Origin of the sequence: Pseudomonas sp. P116 (assembly GCF_020149425.1) — a bacterium.
GTDB lineage: Bacteria > Pseudomonadota > Gammaproteobacteria > Pseudomonadales > Pseudomonadaceae > Aquipseudomonas > Aquipseudomonas anatoliensis.
Window position 1 is genome coordinate 257,586 of the sequence record NZ_JACVHB010000006.1, and the last position, 14,312, is coordinate 271,897.

14 protein-coding genes and 1 pseudogene are annotated in these 14,312 nt (G+C 59.8%); 9 read left to right on the top strand and 6 right to left on the bottom strand.

The genetic code is table 11. From position 1 onward, the window contains the following. Positions 1–162 precede the first annotated feature (162 nt). On the top strand, positions 163–1,182 hold the full coding sequence (locus ICA15_RS21315; protein ID WP_210554540.1) for a Leu/Phe/Val dehydrogenase: 1,020 nt from the start codon (positions 163–165) through the stop codon (positions 1,180–1,182). Positions 1,183–1,335: 153 nt separating this feature from the next. Here ICA15_RS21315 and ICA15_RS21320 read toward each other — a convergent pair. Then, positions 1,336–1,590 (bottom strand): annotated as a pseudogene (locus ICA15_RS21320) (YebG family protein); the annotation flags it as partial. Between the two features lie 326 nt (positions 1,591–1,916). Between ICA15_RS21320 and ICA15_RS21325 the strand changes: the two are divergent. After that, complete coding sequence (locus tag ICA15_RS21325; RefSeq protein ID WP_150605499.1) at positions 1,917–2,417, top strand: phosphate-starvation-inducible protein PsiE; 501 nt, start codon at positions 1,917–1,919, stop codon at positions 2,415–2,417. Here ICA15_RS21325 and ICA15_RS21330 read toward each other — a convergent pair. Further along, complete coding sequence (locus tag ICA15_RS21330) at positions 2,414–2,731, bottom strand: DUF3509 domain-containing protein (RefSeq protein ID WP_150605500.1); 318 nt, start codon at positions 2,729–2,731, stop codon at positions 2,414–2,416. The genes ICA15_RS21325 and ICA15_RS21330 overlap by 4 nt on opposite strands. A gap of 326 nt (positions 2,732–3,057) precedes the next feature. Further along, the gene (locus ICA15_RS21335) at positions 3,058–4,434 is read right to left on the bottom strand and encodes an L-serine ammonia-lyase (RefSeq protein ID WP_210554541.1); all 1,377 of its coding nucleotides are present in this window, start codon (positions 4,432–4,434) and stop codon (positions 3,058–3,060) included. A 135-nt stretch (positions 4,435–4,569) separates the two neighbouring features. On the opposite strand from ICA15_RS21335, the gene ICA15_RS21340 reads away from it, so the two are divergent. Together ICA15_RS21340 and ICA15_RS21345 are read left to right on the top strand one after the other, a co-directional pair. Next, positions 4,570–5,517, top strand: a complete 948-nt coding sequence (locus ICA15_RS21340) for a LysR substrate-binding domain-containing protein (RefSeq protein ID WP_042557721.1) — start codon at positions 4,570–4,572, stop codon at positions 5,515–5,517. A gap of 200 nt (positions 5,518–5,717) precedes the next feature. Then, complete coding sequence (locus ICA15_RS21345) at positions 5,718–6,122, top strand: HPF/RaiA family ribosome-associated protein (protein ID WP_047299805.1); 405 nt, start codon at positions 5,718–5,720, stop codon at positions 6,120–6,122. A gap of 158 nt (positions 6,123–6,280) precedes the next feature. Here the strand turns inward: ICA15_RS21345 and fecA are convergent, their stop codons facing one another. The 3 genes from fecA to ICA15_RS21360 all read right to left on the bottom strand — a co-directional run bounded on the left by fecA (position 6,281) and on the right by ICA15_RS21360 (position 10,209). Continuing rightward, positions 6,281–8,614 (bottom strand): TonB-dependent Fe(3+) dicitrate receptor FecA, encoded by a 2,334-nt coding sequence (gene fecA / locus ICA15_RS21350; protein WP_210554542.1) that lies wholly within the window; start codon positions 8,612–8,614, stop codon positions 6,281–6,283. 177 nt (positions 8,615–8,791) lie between these two features. Next, positions 8,792–9,724, bottom strand: a complete 933-nt coding sequence (locus tag ICA15_RS21355; RefSeq protein ID WP_210554543.1) for a DUF4880 domain-containing protein — start codon at positions 9,722–9,724, stop codon at positions 8,792–8,794. Further along, entirely contained in the window at positions 9,721–10,209 is a 489-nt protein-coding gene (locus ICA15_RS21360; RefSeq protein ID WP_150617176.1) for a sigma-70 family RNA polymerase sigma factor, read from the bottom strand. The genes ICA15_RS21355 and ICA15_RS21360 overlap by 4 nt, the downstream gene beginning before the upstream one ends. Positions 10,210–10,400: 191 nt before the next feature. Between ICA15_RS21360 and ICA15_RS21365 the strand changes: the two genes are divergently transcribed. Genes ICA15_RS21365 through ICA15_RS21385 form a run of 5 tightly spaced genes read left to right on the top strand, consistent with a single transcriptional unit; the run spans position 10,401 to position 14,169 of the window. Next, entirely contained in the window at positions 10,401–10,706 is a 306-nt protein-coding gene (locus ICA15_RS21365; RefSeq protein WP_150603691.1) for a DUF3649 domain-containing protein, read from the top strand. Then, complete coding sequence (locus ICA15_RS21370) at positions 10,703–12,289, top strand: PepSY-associated TM helix domain-containing protein (RefSeq protein ID WP_210554544.1); 1,587 nt, start codon at positions 10,703–10,705, stop codon at positions 12,287–12,289. Before ICA15_RS21365 ends, ICA15_RS21370 begins: the two co-directional genes overlap by 4 nt. Then, a complete protein-coding gene (locus tag ICA15_RS21375; protein WP_210554545.1) occupies positions 12,289–12,615 on the top strand; it encodes a DUF3325 domain-containing protein in 327 nt (108 codons plus the stop codon). Before ICA15_RS21370 ends, ICA15_RS21375 begins: the two co-directional genes overlap by 1 nt. Position 12,616: 1 nt before the next feature. Then, a complete protein-coding gene (locus tag ICA15_RS21380; RefSeq protein ID WP_150597468.1) occupies positions 12,617–13,183 on the top strand; it encodes an RNA polymerase sigma factor in 567 nt (188 codons plus the stop codon). Beyond that, on the top strand, positions 13,180–14,169 hold the full coding sequence (locus ICA15_RS21385) for a FecR family protein (RefSeq protein WP_210554546.1): 990 nt from the start codon (positions 13,180–13,182) through the stop codon (positions 14,167–14,169). The genes ICA15_RS21380 and ICA15_RS21385 overlap by 4 nt, the downstream gene beginning before the upstream one ends. The last annotated feature ends 143 nt before the right edge of the window (positions 14,170–14,312 follow it).

Consider the following 14,312-nt stretch of genomic DNA (forward strand, 5'->3'; position numbering starts at 1 on the left):
TTTTAGCCCCGTCCGTGGCATTCGTCCAGTGGCTCGGTAAACAGGTCGAGAGATATGCCGTAAAGCCGTCGTCTGCACGCCTGCTTATTCCGGTGCGCTCCAGTAATTTTCAAGGGCAAGCCTATACTGGCGTTCTACAAGAAGTGATTCGGGAGCCCAACGATGTTTGCGCTCATGCAAAGCACTCGCCTGGAATCGCTGCACCTTAGCGTCGACCCGGTTTGCGGGTTGAAGGCGGTCATTGCCATCCATAACAGCCGTCTGGGCCCAGCCCTGGGCGGGTGTCGTTACCTTGCCTACCCCAACGACGAATCCGCCGTCGAGGATGCCATTCGCCTCGCTCAGGGCATGAGCTACAAAGCCGCGCTGGCGGGCCTGCCGCAGGGCGGTGGCGTTGCGGTAATCGTGCGCCCGATACATGTTGAAAATCGTGCAGCGCTGTTCGAAGCCTTCGGCCGGTGCATCGACCAGCTCGACGGTCGCTACATCACTGCCATCGACAGCGGCACCTCGGTGGCGGACATGGATTGCATCGCCCAGCAGACCCAACACGTCACCAGCACCACGTCGGCCGGCGATCCGGCGCCGCACGCGGCGATGGGTGTCTTCGCCGGCATTCGTGCCACGGCGATGGCGCGCCTGGGCAGTGACAACCTCGAAGGCTTGCGCGTGGCAATTCAGGGCCTGGGCAATGTCGGTTATGCCTTGGCCGAGCAACTGCACGCCGCTGGCGCCGAGTTGCTGGTCAGCGACATCGACCACGGCAAGGTGCAACTGGCGATGGAACAGCTTAATGCTCACCCGATTGCCAACGACGCGTTGCTCAGCACGCCGTGCGACATCCTTGCGCCGTGCGGTCTGGGCGGTGTGCTCAATAGCCACTCGGTTGCGCAACTGCGCTGCGCGGCGGTGGCTGGTTCGGCAAACAATCAGCTGACGCATCTGGATGTGGCCGATCAACTGGAACGGCGCGGCATTCTTTATGCGCCGGATTATGTGATCAACGCGGGTGGGCTGATTTACGTCTCGCTGAAACATCGCGGTGAGGAATTGACCACCATTACCGCGCATCTGTCGAAAATCAGTTCGCGGCTGACGGAAGTTTTTGCCCATGCGCAGGCGGAGAAACGTTCACCAGCGCGGGTGGCGGATGAGTTGGCGGAGCGGGTTTTGTATCGGTGATGGAGCGAAGATCAAAAGATCGCAGCCTTCGGCAGCTCCTACAGGGGCTGCGATCCTTGATTGGGGGCGGTGTTACTTTGCAGCTTTCGCCGCTTTGGCTGGCTTGACCGGCGCTTCGGCAGATTCGTCCACCTCGGCTTTTTCGACCGGCTCGGCCGGCGCATTGATCAGCTCCGACAGAGCATCAGGCTGGCTCTTGAATGCCCGGGCGAATACATCACGGTTCTTCGCCATGTAGATCCCGGCTTCTTCCACTTGCTGTTCAGTCAGGGACGGAACGGCTTTTTGCAACACATCGGCCAGATATTCGGCCAGTTCGAGCATTTTGTCATGACGGTCAGCTTCGGCTTTATCCATGAACAAGCGCTCCAGATCTCGGCTGCTGCGGTATACCACTTCGACGGCCATTCACCACCTCACATGCCTTCACATTTAGTTGTCTTTGCGACTACTGTATCTATATACAGCGAAAAGGATAAGCGAATCCCTGCGCTTTGGGTAGTGGCATTTCAATGTAGACCGAATTCAGGGTTTGTCAGTCGAGCCGTGTGACTGCCATTCGCAAGCAGGCTCACCCCACATGAGCAGGGCATGTGCGACCAAACGCCACAGCGCGGGTTTTGCGGCACATCGCCATGATGCGTGGCCCTGTTTCTGCATGAAATCAGGCGCGTGCAGAAAACCGTCACGTCCAACACGCATCATCCGCTCGAATCGGGCTAAGGAACTTCATCGTGAAAATCAACTGGGCCGAGAAACTGCGGCAAAACGTGCATCAACTGGCCGAGTCCCTGGGCAACCTGTTCGTCGAGACTTTTCACTACCTTGCGCTGTTCGCCATCGGTGCGGTGACCGCGTATGCAGCGGTGATGGAGTTTCTCGGGATGCTCGAAGTCGGGCACATCAAGATCGATGACATTCTGTTGCTGTTCATCTATCTGGAACTGGGGGCGATGGTCGGGATTTATTTCAAGACCAACCACATGCCAGTGCGTTTCCTGATCTACGTGGCGATCACCGCGCTGACGCGATTGCTGATCTCCAACGTCTCGCACCATAACCCGCCGGACATGGGCATCATCTACCTGTGCGGCGGCATTCTGCTGCTGGCATTTTCGATTCTGGTGGTGCGTTACGCGTCGTCGCAATTTCCTTCGGTGAAGATCGAATACCCGCAACGCAAAGTCGGTACGGGTTCGAGTGAGCATCCCGATGTTGAGAAGGGCGAACTTTAAAGACCGGCCGCTGGCCGTGGCTGGCCTTTGATCTGTGGCGGTGGCGGGGTCAGCCCGTCGCCGTTGGTCATGGCTTCGAGAATCGCCATGGCGCTGTGGCCCTGCTCGATGGCGATGCCGAATTGAATGCTCTGCACCAACAGCTTGAGGCGTTTAGGGTCATTGCGCTGTTCGGCGCTGATCATCCGCTTGGCCACGATCCGGCCGCTGTTGGACAGGGTCAGCATGATGCTGCCGTCCAGGCCTTGAATGCTCAGGTTGATCTGATAGTCCGGCGCGAAGGCATCGGTAATGATCTGAAAAGGGTTGTCCATGATGCGTCACCGCCTGATTGAACGTGCAGTTGTTGACCGGCCGTGATCGGGTTGGTTCGCCCAACCAGACCATCGGCCATTCCGTGGCCATTTCGCCAAATTGTTTCTATGTAGGAGCTGCCGGAGGCTGCGATCTTTTGATCTTTCTTCAGACGACCAGGATCAAAAGATCGCAGCCTTCGGCAGCTCCTACAGAGGTAGCAAGGTGCATGCCGGGAAAATTGTCGAACAATGAATACGGCAACAAAAAGGCGAGCACTGGGCTCGCCTTGTTCATTTTTGGCCCGTTTGCGGGCGGGTGATCGCAGACAGTGCAGTCAGGCCGATCAGCACTCCACCCAGTTCACCGCCAGACCGCCCCGCGACGTCTCTTTATATTTGTCGTGCATGTCGGCGCCGGTGTCACGCATGGTGCGGATCACCCGGTCGAGTGAGATGAAGTGGTTGCCGTCACCACGCAGGGCCATTTGTGTGGCGTTGATGGCCTTCACCGCAGCGATCGCATTGCGTTCGATGCACGGCACTTGCACGAGGCCGCCGACCGGGTCGCAGGTCAGGCCAAGGTTGTGTTCCAGGCCGATTTCGGCGGCGTTTTCCAGTTGCTCGGGAGTGGCGCCGAGTATTTCGGCCAGACCGGCGGCCGCCATGGCGCAGGCCGATCCGACTTCGCCCTGACAACCGACTTCGGCGCCAGAGATCGAGGCATTTTTCTTACACAGAATGCCGACGGCGGCCGCGGACAGGAAGAAAGCGACGACGTCATCGTCAGACGCGTCCGGGTTGAATTTCATGTAGTAGTGCAAAACCGCCGGAATGATCCCCGCTGCGCCATTGGTCGGCGCGGTGACCATGCGCCCGCCGGCAGCGTTTTCTTCGTTGACGGCGAGGGCGAACAGGTTGACCCATTCCATCGCCGACAGCGTCGAACTGATCACATTCGGCTTGCCGATTTCCAGCAGGCTGCGGTGCAGTTTCGCTGCACGGCGCGGCACCTTCAGACCCCCGGGGAGGATGCCTTCGTGGCGCAGGCCCTGCTCGACGCACTCGCGCATCACCGACCAGATATGCAGCAGGCCCTGACGGATGTCCGCATCGCTGCGCCAGGCGCGTTCATTGGCCATCATCAGCTCGGAAACGCGCAGATTGTGCTGCTTGCAAAGCGACAACAGTTCGGCGGCGCTGGAGAAATCGTAAGGCAACACCACGTCACCGGCTGGAGCCACACCAGACTCAGCTTCCGTCGCTTCGATGATGAAGCCGCCGCCGACCGAGTAGTACGTCTGCGTAAACAGCTCGGCAGATTCGCCAAAAGCTGTCAGAGACATGGCATTGGGGTGGTAGGGCAGGCTCTCGTCCAGCAGCAGGAGATCGCGTTGCCAGTCGAAGGCAATCGACCGTCCGTCGGAGAGGGGCAGTTGCCCGGTGTTGCGCAGTTGCTCGATGCGCGCATCGATTGTCGTCGGGTCGATGCTGTCCGGCCATTCGCCCATCAGGCCCATGATCGTGGCGCGGTCGGTGGCGTGACCCACACCGGTGGCCGACAGCGAGCCGTACAAACGGATTTCGACGCGACGCACATCATTGAGCAGACGTTGATCGGTCAGGGCTTGAGCAAAGGTCGCGGCGGCGCGCATCGGGCCGACGGTGTGGGAGCTGGACGGGCCGATGCCCACTTTGAATAGATCGAAAACACTGATAGCCATGCTAAACCCTTACAAGCAATGGAGGAGGAATCGCTGCCATTTTTTGTCGGACAAGCGCAATGTCGGCGATACTGCCTCGCTCGGTCGGACGTGACCAACGAAACTTCCTAAGACAGCCTTTAGCAGGACTAAACGATGAGTCGTCAATTGCATGCCCAGACCTACGTCTGGCTGCAGGTATTTTCCTGTGCCGCGCGGCACCTGTCCTTCACCCGTTGTGCTGAGGAACTGCACATCACGCCGGGTGCGGTCAGTCAGCAGATCCGCCAATTGGAAGAGCGCCTCGGCTTTCGCCTGTTTCACCGGCGTGCGCGTGGCGTGGAGTTGAGCGCGGAAGGGCAGCGGCTGGCGATCACGGTGAATGAGGCGTACGGCAGCATTGATGCCGAACTGCGTCGACTGGATGCCGGGATGATCAGCGGGATCTTGCGGGTACGTTCCATCCCATCGTTCCTCAGCAAATGGCTGACGCCGCGTTTGCCGCGCTTGCAGCAGCGCTACCCGGACATTCAGTTGCGACTGGTGGCCGAGGACAGCAGCGTGCCGTTGCATGAGGGCGATTTCGATTTGGCCATCGACCTGAACGACGGTAGTTATCCGGGATTGTTATCCACAGCGTTGCTCGATGAGCAGATTTTCCCGGTGTGCGCGCCAAGCCTTTTGCGCGGGCGCCCGCCGCTGCATGGACCGGTGGATCTGGTGCATTTCCCCTTGCTGCACGACATCACCGCCTGGCGCGGCAGCTATGAATATGCGGAATGGGAGTTTTATTTGAATGCAATCGGCTTCGAAGGCGCCGACGTGCGGCGTGGGCATACTTTCAATCGCAATCATCTGACCATCGAAGCGGCCATCGCTGGCATGGGCGTCGCGATTGCCCGGCGCACATTGCTCAATGATGAGCTGGAAAGGGGCGCGTTGATCGTGCCGTTCGGGCTGTCGGTGCCCAATCACAAACGTTATGTATTGCTGTATGCGCCGGGCGCGTTGAGTCATCCGGGCGTGCGTGCAGTGCATGACTGGCTGGTGGAGGAGGCGGGGATTTTTCGCGGCTTGCACCCGTTGAACGACGGGCAATTGTGAGCAGATTTTGCCGGAAGGCATGCCGACCCAACTCCCGACCTTACCAGCGCCTTGCTCGGTTGTCCGGCTTTTTTTGCGAATGAATATTTATCTTTTTTCAGGGGTTGAAATGTTCGACGGTCGGGCCGATTGTTGTAACCAAGGGGTCAGGAAATTCAATTCAAGGCCTCTCGCGAGCTAGCTGAAATAAGGGATGAACTATGCAAATCCAAGTCAACAGCGATAACCATATTCAAAGTAGTCAACGACTGGAGGAGTGGGTACGCACCACCATTGAGAGCACGCTCGAACGTTATGAAGAAGACCTGACCCGTGTCGAAGTCCATCTGAGCGACGAGAACGGTGACAAACCAGGTCCCCACGATTTGCGCTGCCAACTGGAAGCGCGGCCAAAAGGCCATCAACCGGTTTCCGTTACCCATAAAGCCGATTCGCTGGAGCTGGCGATCGATGGCGCTGCCGAAAAACTCGAGCACGCGCTGGAACACCTCTTTGGCAAACTGCGAGGTAAACCACGTGCCGCTGTAGTGCCGTTCAGCAAAACAAACGACGCGCTGCTGGAAGAAGAATTTCTAGAGAACGAACAGGCAGCGATCAACAGTTGATGCGCTGAATAGTTAGTCACCCAATGAGGACGGGCCTGCTGATGCAGGCCCGTTTTTGTTTGTGGTGTTGCTGGAGGTTGTGCACGGCTCAGGCTCCAAACCCTCACCCCAGCCCTCTCCTGGAGGGAGAGGGTTAGGGTGAGGGGCTTTTCAAAACATCAGAACGCCACAGAAGTTTGCACATAAACCGTGCGCGGCTCACCCACATACTTCCCTTTGTTGTTGTCATCGAACGACCGCGTGAAGTACTGCGTGTTGAAGATGTTCTTCACGCCCACCGCCACATTCAAATCCGACAATTGCGGTCCGAAATCGTAGCCCGCGCGGCTGCTGAACAGCATGTAGCCCGGGATCTTGCCGGTGCTGCCGTCGGCGCTTTCTTTTGAGGTGTTGGCGTTGTCGGCGAACTGGTCGCTCTGGAAGCTGCTGTCCAGATTCAACTTCCACGGGCCTTCGGTGTAACCGACGCCAACCGTGCCTTTGTGTTTCGAAGAGAACGGCACGCGATTACCCTTGTTCGGTCCATCTTCGCGGATGTTCGCGTCAACATAGGCGTAGGACGCATAGACATCGAAACCGGCCAGTGCCGGGCTCAAGTCATCGAGCGCGTAATTGATGCTGGTCTCGATGCCTTGATGGCGAGTTTCGCCACGGGCGATCACCGAATCGTTGGTCTGGTTACTTTCGTACTGATTGTCGAAGTTGATCAGGAACGCACCGATTTCCGCGCGCAATGCGCCGTTGTCATAGCGAGTGCCGAGCTCCCAGGTGCGGGCCTTCTCCGGTTTTACTTCACCACTGGTCACCCGGTTGGGCATCTGGCTGTACTGCACGCTGCCGAACGAGCCTTCGGTATTGGCGTACAGATTCCAGCTATCCGTCAGGTGATAGAGCACGTTCAGCGCGGGCAGCGCGGTGTTGTAGTCGCCCTTGTATTTGACGTTGGTCAGGTTGTTGGTCTGCTGGGATTCGATCATCTCGTAGCGCACGCCCGGGGTGATCGTCCATTTGCCGATGTCGATGCGGTCGTCGACGAAGAACGCATTGGCCTCGGTGCCGCCCCGAGTGTCGCGGTCGTTACGGCTGTTGGTGGTCGGGTATTCGTTGCTGGCGATCGGCGTGCGATAGCGCAATTCGTGGCCGGCCTCGTTGATGTAGCGGTAGCCGACGCCGACTTCATGGCTGGTCGGGCCGAGATCGAAGCCTTGGGCGAAACGGGTTTCGAAACCGCGCACCCAATACTCGCGTGGCGACAGCGACAGGAAGGTGCCCTGATCCAGATAACCGCTGCGCAGGGTTTTGGTGAAGAACGTGTTAGCGGTGAATTCGCGGCGATCTTCCTGATAGCGATACCCGAAGTTGAACATCGTGCGACGGCCCCAGAACTGGTCTTTGGGGCGCGTCGATTGGTACGGATCGGCATCGTAATCAGCGACGTTCAAACCGCCGGGCATGTCCGCTTTACCTTCGTAATACTGGGCCATGGCGTTGAAGCTGTTGGCGTCGTCGAGCTGGTATTTGCCCTTGAGGATCAGGTCGTCGATTTCGGTGTCGCTGTGTTCGCGCCAGTCGCCACCGCGGGTGCCGGAATACAGAAGGGCGCCGCCCAGACCGTTGGCGTTGGTGCCGCCGGCCAGCAGATTGGCGCTGGTCTTGAAGCCGTCGTGGCTCGACGAAGGGCTGGTCTCGGTCTGAAAGCCTCCCTTGACCGTCGGCTCGTCAGGAATCGCCCGGGTCACGAAGTTGACTACGCCGCCGACGTTCTGCGGGCCGTAACGTACTGCACCGCCGCCGCGCACCACGTCCACGGCATCCATGTTGCCCATGCTGATGGGCGCGAACGATAACTGCGGCTGACCGTAAGGGGCGAACGGCACCGGGATGCCGTCCATCAACACGGTCGAGCGTGCAGCCAGGCGCGGGTTCAAACCGCGGATGCCGAAATTCAGCGCCATGTCATGGCTGCCCGTGCCGTTGTTTTCCGGCGCGTTGACGCCGGGAATGCGGTTGAGCACATCGCGTGCCTGAGTCGCGCCTTGGCGTTCGAACTCTTCGCGGCGGATCACGTCGCGGGCGCCGGGATGTTCAAACACGTTGATCTGCGCCGCGTCGCCGAGCCAGTCGCCGACGACTTTCGAGGTGTCCAGCTCCAGCGCTGCATCACTGACCGGTTGCAGGCTGAAAGCGTTGTCGCCCTCGGTGCGGGCTTGCAAACCGGTGCCTTCGAGCAACGCATCCAGACCTTGCTCGGTCGTGTAATTGCCTTCCAGACCACGGCTTTGCACGCCGCTGGTGACTTGCGAACCGAAAGAAATCAGCACCCCGGCTTCACGGCCAAACTGATTGAGAGCGTTTTCCAGCGCCGACGGTGCGATGTGATACGCCTTGGCATCGCTGGCCATGGCAGCGGGCAGGGCGCTGAAGCTCAGGCTGGCGCCGAGGATGAGATTGCGCAGGCAGCGGGCCAGTGGCGTGAGGCGGGTGAGGTGCATGGTGGATGATCCTGAGAAGGTTGAATCAAGGTGGCTTTCCTTCTCTGTCACGCCAGATCTGAAAAACGGCTCATTTATTTTTGAAGATCAAAAGATCGCAGCCTGCGGCAGCTCCTAGAGGGTGAACACAAATCCCATGTAGGAGCTGCCGCAGGCTGCGATCTTTTGACCTTGCGGTTACACCCGCGCCCCAACGCTCACCCAATACCGGGTAAAGCGCTTCACCTTCACCGGCAAAGTGATTTCCAGCAGATCGAGAATCCGCTCACTGTCGTCCAGTGGATACGTCCCGGAGATCAGCAGATCGGCGACTTGCTTATCGCAATTGAGCTGCCCGCGCCGGTAGCGGCCAAGTTCTTCAAGGAAGTCGCCGAGGCGCATATGCGCGGCCACCAACATGCCGTCCGCCCAAGCGCCGCTGTTGGCGTCCAGTGGTTTGGCGTCGCTGGCGGCAGTCGCGGTGAAACTCAATTGCCGAGCGACCGGCAGCAGCATCGGCGCGCGTCCGTTGGCAGTCAGTTCGACGCGACCTGCAAACAGCGCCACCTGTGTGCGATCGGCAAATTGCCGCACATTGAGTCGTGCGCCCCGGGTTTTCAGAATGCCCTGCGCGGTGTGTATTTCGAACGGTTGCGCGGCCGTCAGGAGGATTTCGCCTTCGAGCAAGCGGATCAAACGTTGATCGACGCGCACGTCTGCCGCACTGGCCGTGTTCAGTTGCAACTGATCGTCCGCCCCCAGACCGATCTTGCGACGCTGGCCAATCGGGCTGCGGTAATCGGCGAGCAGCGAAGGTAGCGGATTGTGCTCGCGCAGGCCCCAGGTGGCGGCAGAACCGGCGCCGAGAATCAGCAGCAGTTTCAGTGCCTGACGTCGGCTACCGGACTTCGGCCTGTTCAATGCCGCATGCGCCAGCGGTGAAGAAACACCGCGCAAACGCTGGTTGACCCGTTGAATGTGTTCCCACGCGCGGCGGTGCTCACTGTGGGCATCCAGCCACTGCTGCAACGCCAGTTGCTGGCGCGCGTTGAGCGCACCTTGCTGCACTTCCATCAGCCAGTGCACCGCTTGTTCAGCCACTTGCGAGGAAAAATCCGCCGCTTGATTCATAGGGCGAAATAGCAGCGCAGCGCCGCTTTGTTCAGATGACGTTTGACCGTGGCCACGGAAATACCCAGCTCAGCGGCGATCTGCGGGTAGGTCAGGCCATCGACCTGCGCCAATAGAAAAGCGCGTTTGACCTGACGTGGCAAACCATCGAGCAACTGATCCAGCTCGATCAGGGTTTGCAGGATGATTGCTTTGTCTTCCTCCGACGGCGCCACCATGTCCGGCATCTGCGCCAATGTTTCCAGATAGGCGCGCTCCAGATCCTGGCGGCGGTAGTGATTGAACAAAACCCGTTTGGCGAGGGTGGTAAGAAAGGCGCGTGGTTCGATGATCACCGGTGGCTCGCGCGCGGTGAGCACTTTGATAAAGGTGTCCTGCGCCAGATCCGCCGCGCTGTCCGGGCAGCCGAGCTTGCGCCGCAGCCAGCCGGTAAGCCAGCTGTGGTGAGCCTGATAAAGCGATTCGACGGGATGGGCGGATGGCAACGGTAGTGCTCCGGGCGCTTTCGCTCTGCGGCAGAAAGCATGCGTTAGAGAACAAGAATGGTTCGCATTGTAGGGTCGGAGATGGCTGCCCGGCAATCAGATGCTTTTGCATATGAGAATATTTATCATTAAACTCGATCGCCTGTTGGTTCGGCTTGTCGGCCGGACGTTTTTCGTTTCAGGGTGGAAACATGAAAGCCAAACTCGCCACACTCCCGATGTCCTATCGTCTGGCCGTTACCTCGCGGGTGCTGGCGGCGGTGTTTGGCGGCTATCTGGTGGCTGCACTGGCCAGTGTCACCCTGACGATGTGGCTGCCATTGAGCCGCGCCGAAGCGGTAGTGACGGGCATGACCGTTTCTTTTCTGGTCTATCTGGTTGCGGTGCTCTGGTGTTTTGCCTGCCGCACGGCGTGGTCGGCATGGGTCGGTTTGCTGGTGCCGAGTGTGATTCTGGCGACCATTTCCGGCGCGGCGCGCGGGTTGGGTTTCGCATGAAAGAGGGTTTCCGCCAGGCCATGGCATGGCTGCACACCTGGACCGGGCTGGTGTTCGGCTGGTTGCTGTTTGCGATTTTCCTCACCGGAACGCTGGCGTACTTCAATGACGAAACCACTCACTGGATGCAGCCGGAAATCCCCGCACGGCCGATCAATGCCGAAGCGAGCCTGACGCTCGCCCAGGACTATCTACAGCAACATGCTGGCGATGCCTCACGCTGGCTGATCGACTTGCCTGACGCCCGCGACCCCGGCCTGACCGTGCGTTGGCAACAAGCGCCAGCCAAACCCGGCGAGCGCGGCCGCTTCGAATCGAAAACCCTCGACGCGCAAACCGGTGCCCAAGTGCAGGGCCGCGAAAGCATGGGCGGCGAGTTCTTCTACCGCTTCCATTTCCAGCTGCAGATGCCTTATCCATGGGGCCGCTGGCTGGCGACGATTGCCGCCATGGTGATGTTCGTCGCGCTGATCACCGGGATCATCACCCACAAAAAAATCTTCAAGGACTTCTTCACGTTCCGCCCGCGCAAAGGCCAGCGTTCCTGGCTCGATGGGCATAACGCCGTGGGCGTTCTGGTGCTGCCGTTTCACTTGATGATCACCTACAGCAGTCTGGTGATTTTCATGTCGATGGTCATGCCGGCGAGCATCGTGGCGTCTTATGGCAGCGACGTTCGCAAGTTCTACGATGAGGTTTTTCCTGCGTCGAAAACCCCGGAGCGGGCCAACATTCCTGCGGCACTGGCACCGATGGCGCCGCTGCTGGTCAAGGCCACTGAGCAATGGTCGGGTGGCTCTACCGCACGACTGTCCGTGAGCAATCCGGGCGATGCAAATGCCACGGTGGTGTTGTCCCGCGCGGGCGACCGAGTGGTCCACGATTTCGGTCGCGCGGTGACCTTTAACGGCGTCACCGGGCAGATGCTCGACAGCACGCCGGAGCAACCTGTGGCGATGGCAGTCGGTGGCGCGTTCTACGGTTTGCACATGGGCCATTTCGCCGGGCCGGTGCTGCGCTGGTTGTATTTCATCTGCGGTCTGGCCGGCACGGCGATGATCGGCACCGGGCTGGTGATCTGGCTCGGCAAGCGTCAGCTCAAACATGCCAAGAGCGGCGTCATGCCGTTCGAATTGCGCCTGGTGGAAGTGCTGAACATTGCCAGCATGGCCGGGTTGGTGACGGCAGTGGCAGTGTTTTTTCTGGCCAATCGGCTGTTGCCGGTGGGTCTGGCCGGGCGTGCCGATTGGGAAGTGAATGCATTCTTTATCGCCTGGGGTTTGAGCGTCGTGCATGCGCTGTTGCGCCTGGGACGCAAAGCCTGGATTGAACAATTAGCGTTGGGCGCTTTGCTGTTTATCGCGGTGCCTTTGATCAATGCGCTGACCACGCCGTGGAACCTTGGCGTAACGCTGGCGCAGGGCGATTGGGTGCTCGCCGGTTTTGACCTGACCTGTCTCGGGACAGGTGTGTTTCTAGCGTGGGCCGCGTGGAAAATGCAGCGCGCCGGCAGCACCGTCAGCGTGAAAAAAACTCGCCGCGAAATACCTCGCCCCGTCACGCTAGAGCAAGGGACAAACTGATGCTGCTGGCGCTATTGCTGTGCTACGCCGGGTTCACGGCATTGTGTCTGTCGATGCCTCGGCACCACGATGAATTGCTCGGTCATAAACCGTCGACGCGACGGGGTAGGGGTCTGAAGCTGGCGGGGTGGTTGCTGCTGGGTTTGTCACTTTGGGCGGCAGTCACAGGCAACGGCTGGAGTATGGGGCTGGTCGACTGGTTCGCGGTGCTGATGCTCAGCGCCCTGGCTTTGGTGCTGTTGCTGCCGTATCGCCCGCGTCTGGCGTTGGCGCTGGCCGGGTTAAGTCTGTTGGCCAGTCCGGTCGCAGCCTGGGCGCAGTGCTGACGTGCTGATCGGTCATCCCCCGGAATCGCGCGACGACGAACCGCGTGGCGCGCGTGCGCATTTCCTTCAGGTGTTCCTGTCCCAGCGTTCACAGATGGAAGCGTTGGTGAACCGCCGCGTTGGCTGCCGGGCGACGGCAGCAGATCTGGTGCAGGATCTGTTTCTGCGTTTCTGGCGTCGGCCGTTGGTACAGGTCGAAGAACTCAGCACCTACCTGTTGCGCTGCGCCGGCAACATCGCCATCGACCATTTGCGCAGTGAAGGCACGCGGGTGCGCGTCAATGAAGGCTGGCAACCCGACGAGCCGGACAGCCATGGCAGCGAACCACAAGCGGCACTCGAAGCCGGCAATGATCTGCGCCATGTCGAAGCGGCGTTGCGCGCCTTGCCCGAACGCACCCGGCAGATCTTTTTGCTCAATCGCATACACGGCCGCAAGTACGCGGACATCGCCAAAGCCATGGGCCTGTCCCAAAGCGCCGTGGAAAAACATATGATGCGCGCCCTCGAGGCCTGCAAGGCCAGCCTGCGCGAACCCGCGCCACGCACGCCAGGGAAAGCACCGTGAAACACACCGATCGCGTCACGCCGACGCCCTCCCAGGAACAGGCCGCGTTTGCCTGGCTGAGCCTGTTGCATGATCGGCCCAGCGCAGGGGATCAACTCAGGTTCAGCCAGTGGCTGCGCGCCGACCCCGCCCACGCCGAGGCCTACGCACAGGCGCAAGTGGTCTGGGAATTGAGTGAAGGCCCGGCGAAAACTCTGGCCGATGAAGAGGCTTTCGCGCTGCAAGGCTATCTCAACGCTATGGATCGCCCGCGTCGCCAGCCGCTCTTGCGCTGGTCCGGCGGGTTGGCGATGGCCGCGTGTCTGTTGCTGATGATCAGCCTCGGCACCGGGTGGCAACCGCAGCGTTGGCTCGATGATCTCAATGCCGATTACGTTTCTGCTCCGGGCGAAGTCCGCACCGTAACCCTCGCCGATCAATCACAAGTGACGCTTGATGCGGACAGTGCCATCGCCGTGGATTTCAGCCAGGGCGAGCGCCATGTGCAGTTGCGTCGCGGCGCCGGTTTTTTCAGCGTCACGCACACGGGCGATCCGTTTGTTGTCGAGGCTGAGAAGGGCCAGGCACGGGTGCTCGGGACGCAATTCGAAGTGCGTCTGCAACCGCATGGGGCGCAGGTGACGGTGTTATCCGGGCGCGTCGGCGTGACGGCCGATCAAGGGGGCGAGCAGCAGATTCTCACCGCCGGCCAGCAAGTGGCTTACGGTGATGGGGCTGCGGAAAAACTCCATGCCGTAGACAGCGAGGCGCAACTGGCCTGGCGCCAAGGCTGGCTGACTTACTACAAATCGACGCTGGCGGATGTAGTGCAGGATCTTCGCCGTTATTACCCGGGGCGAATTGTTTTGCTCAACGATGAACTGGCGGCGCGCAAGGTCAGTGGCAGTTTTCCGAGCAAGGATCCGCAGGCAGTGCTTAATTCCCTGCAAGGGGTGTTGGGGTTTGAGCAGCATCGGGTTTTGGGGCAGTTGATTATTTTGCGCTGACAACAAAGTCAAAAGATCGCAGCCTTCGGCAGCTCCTACAGGGTGCGCGCACATCTACTGTAGGAGCTGCCGAAGGCTGCGATCTCTTGATCTTGAAAATAATTTCAAAATTGTAGTGAGGTAAACCCGAGCCCCATCCGTGT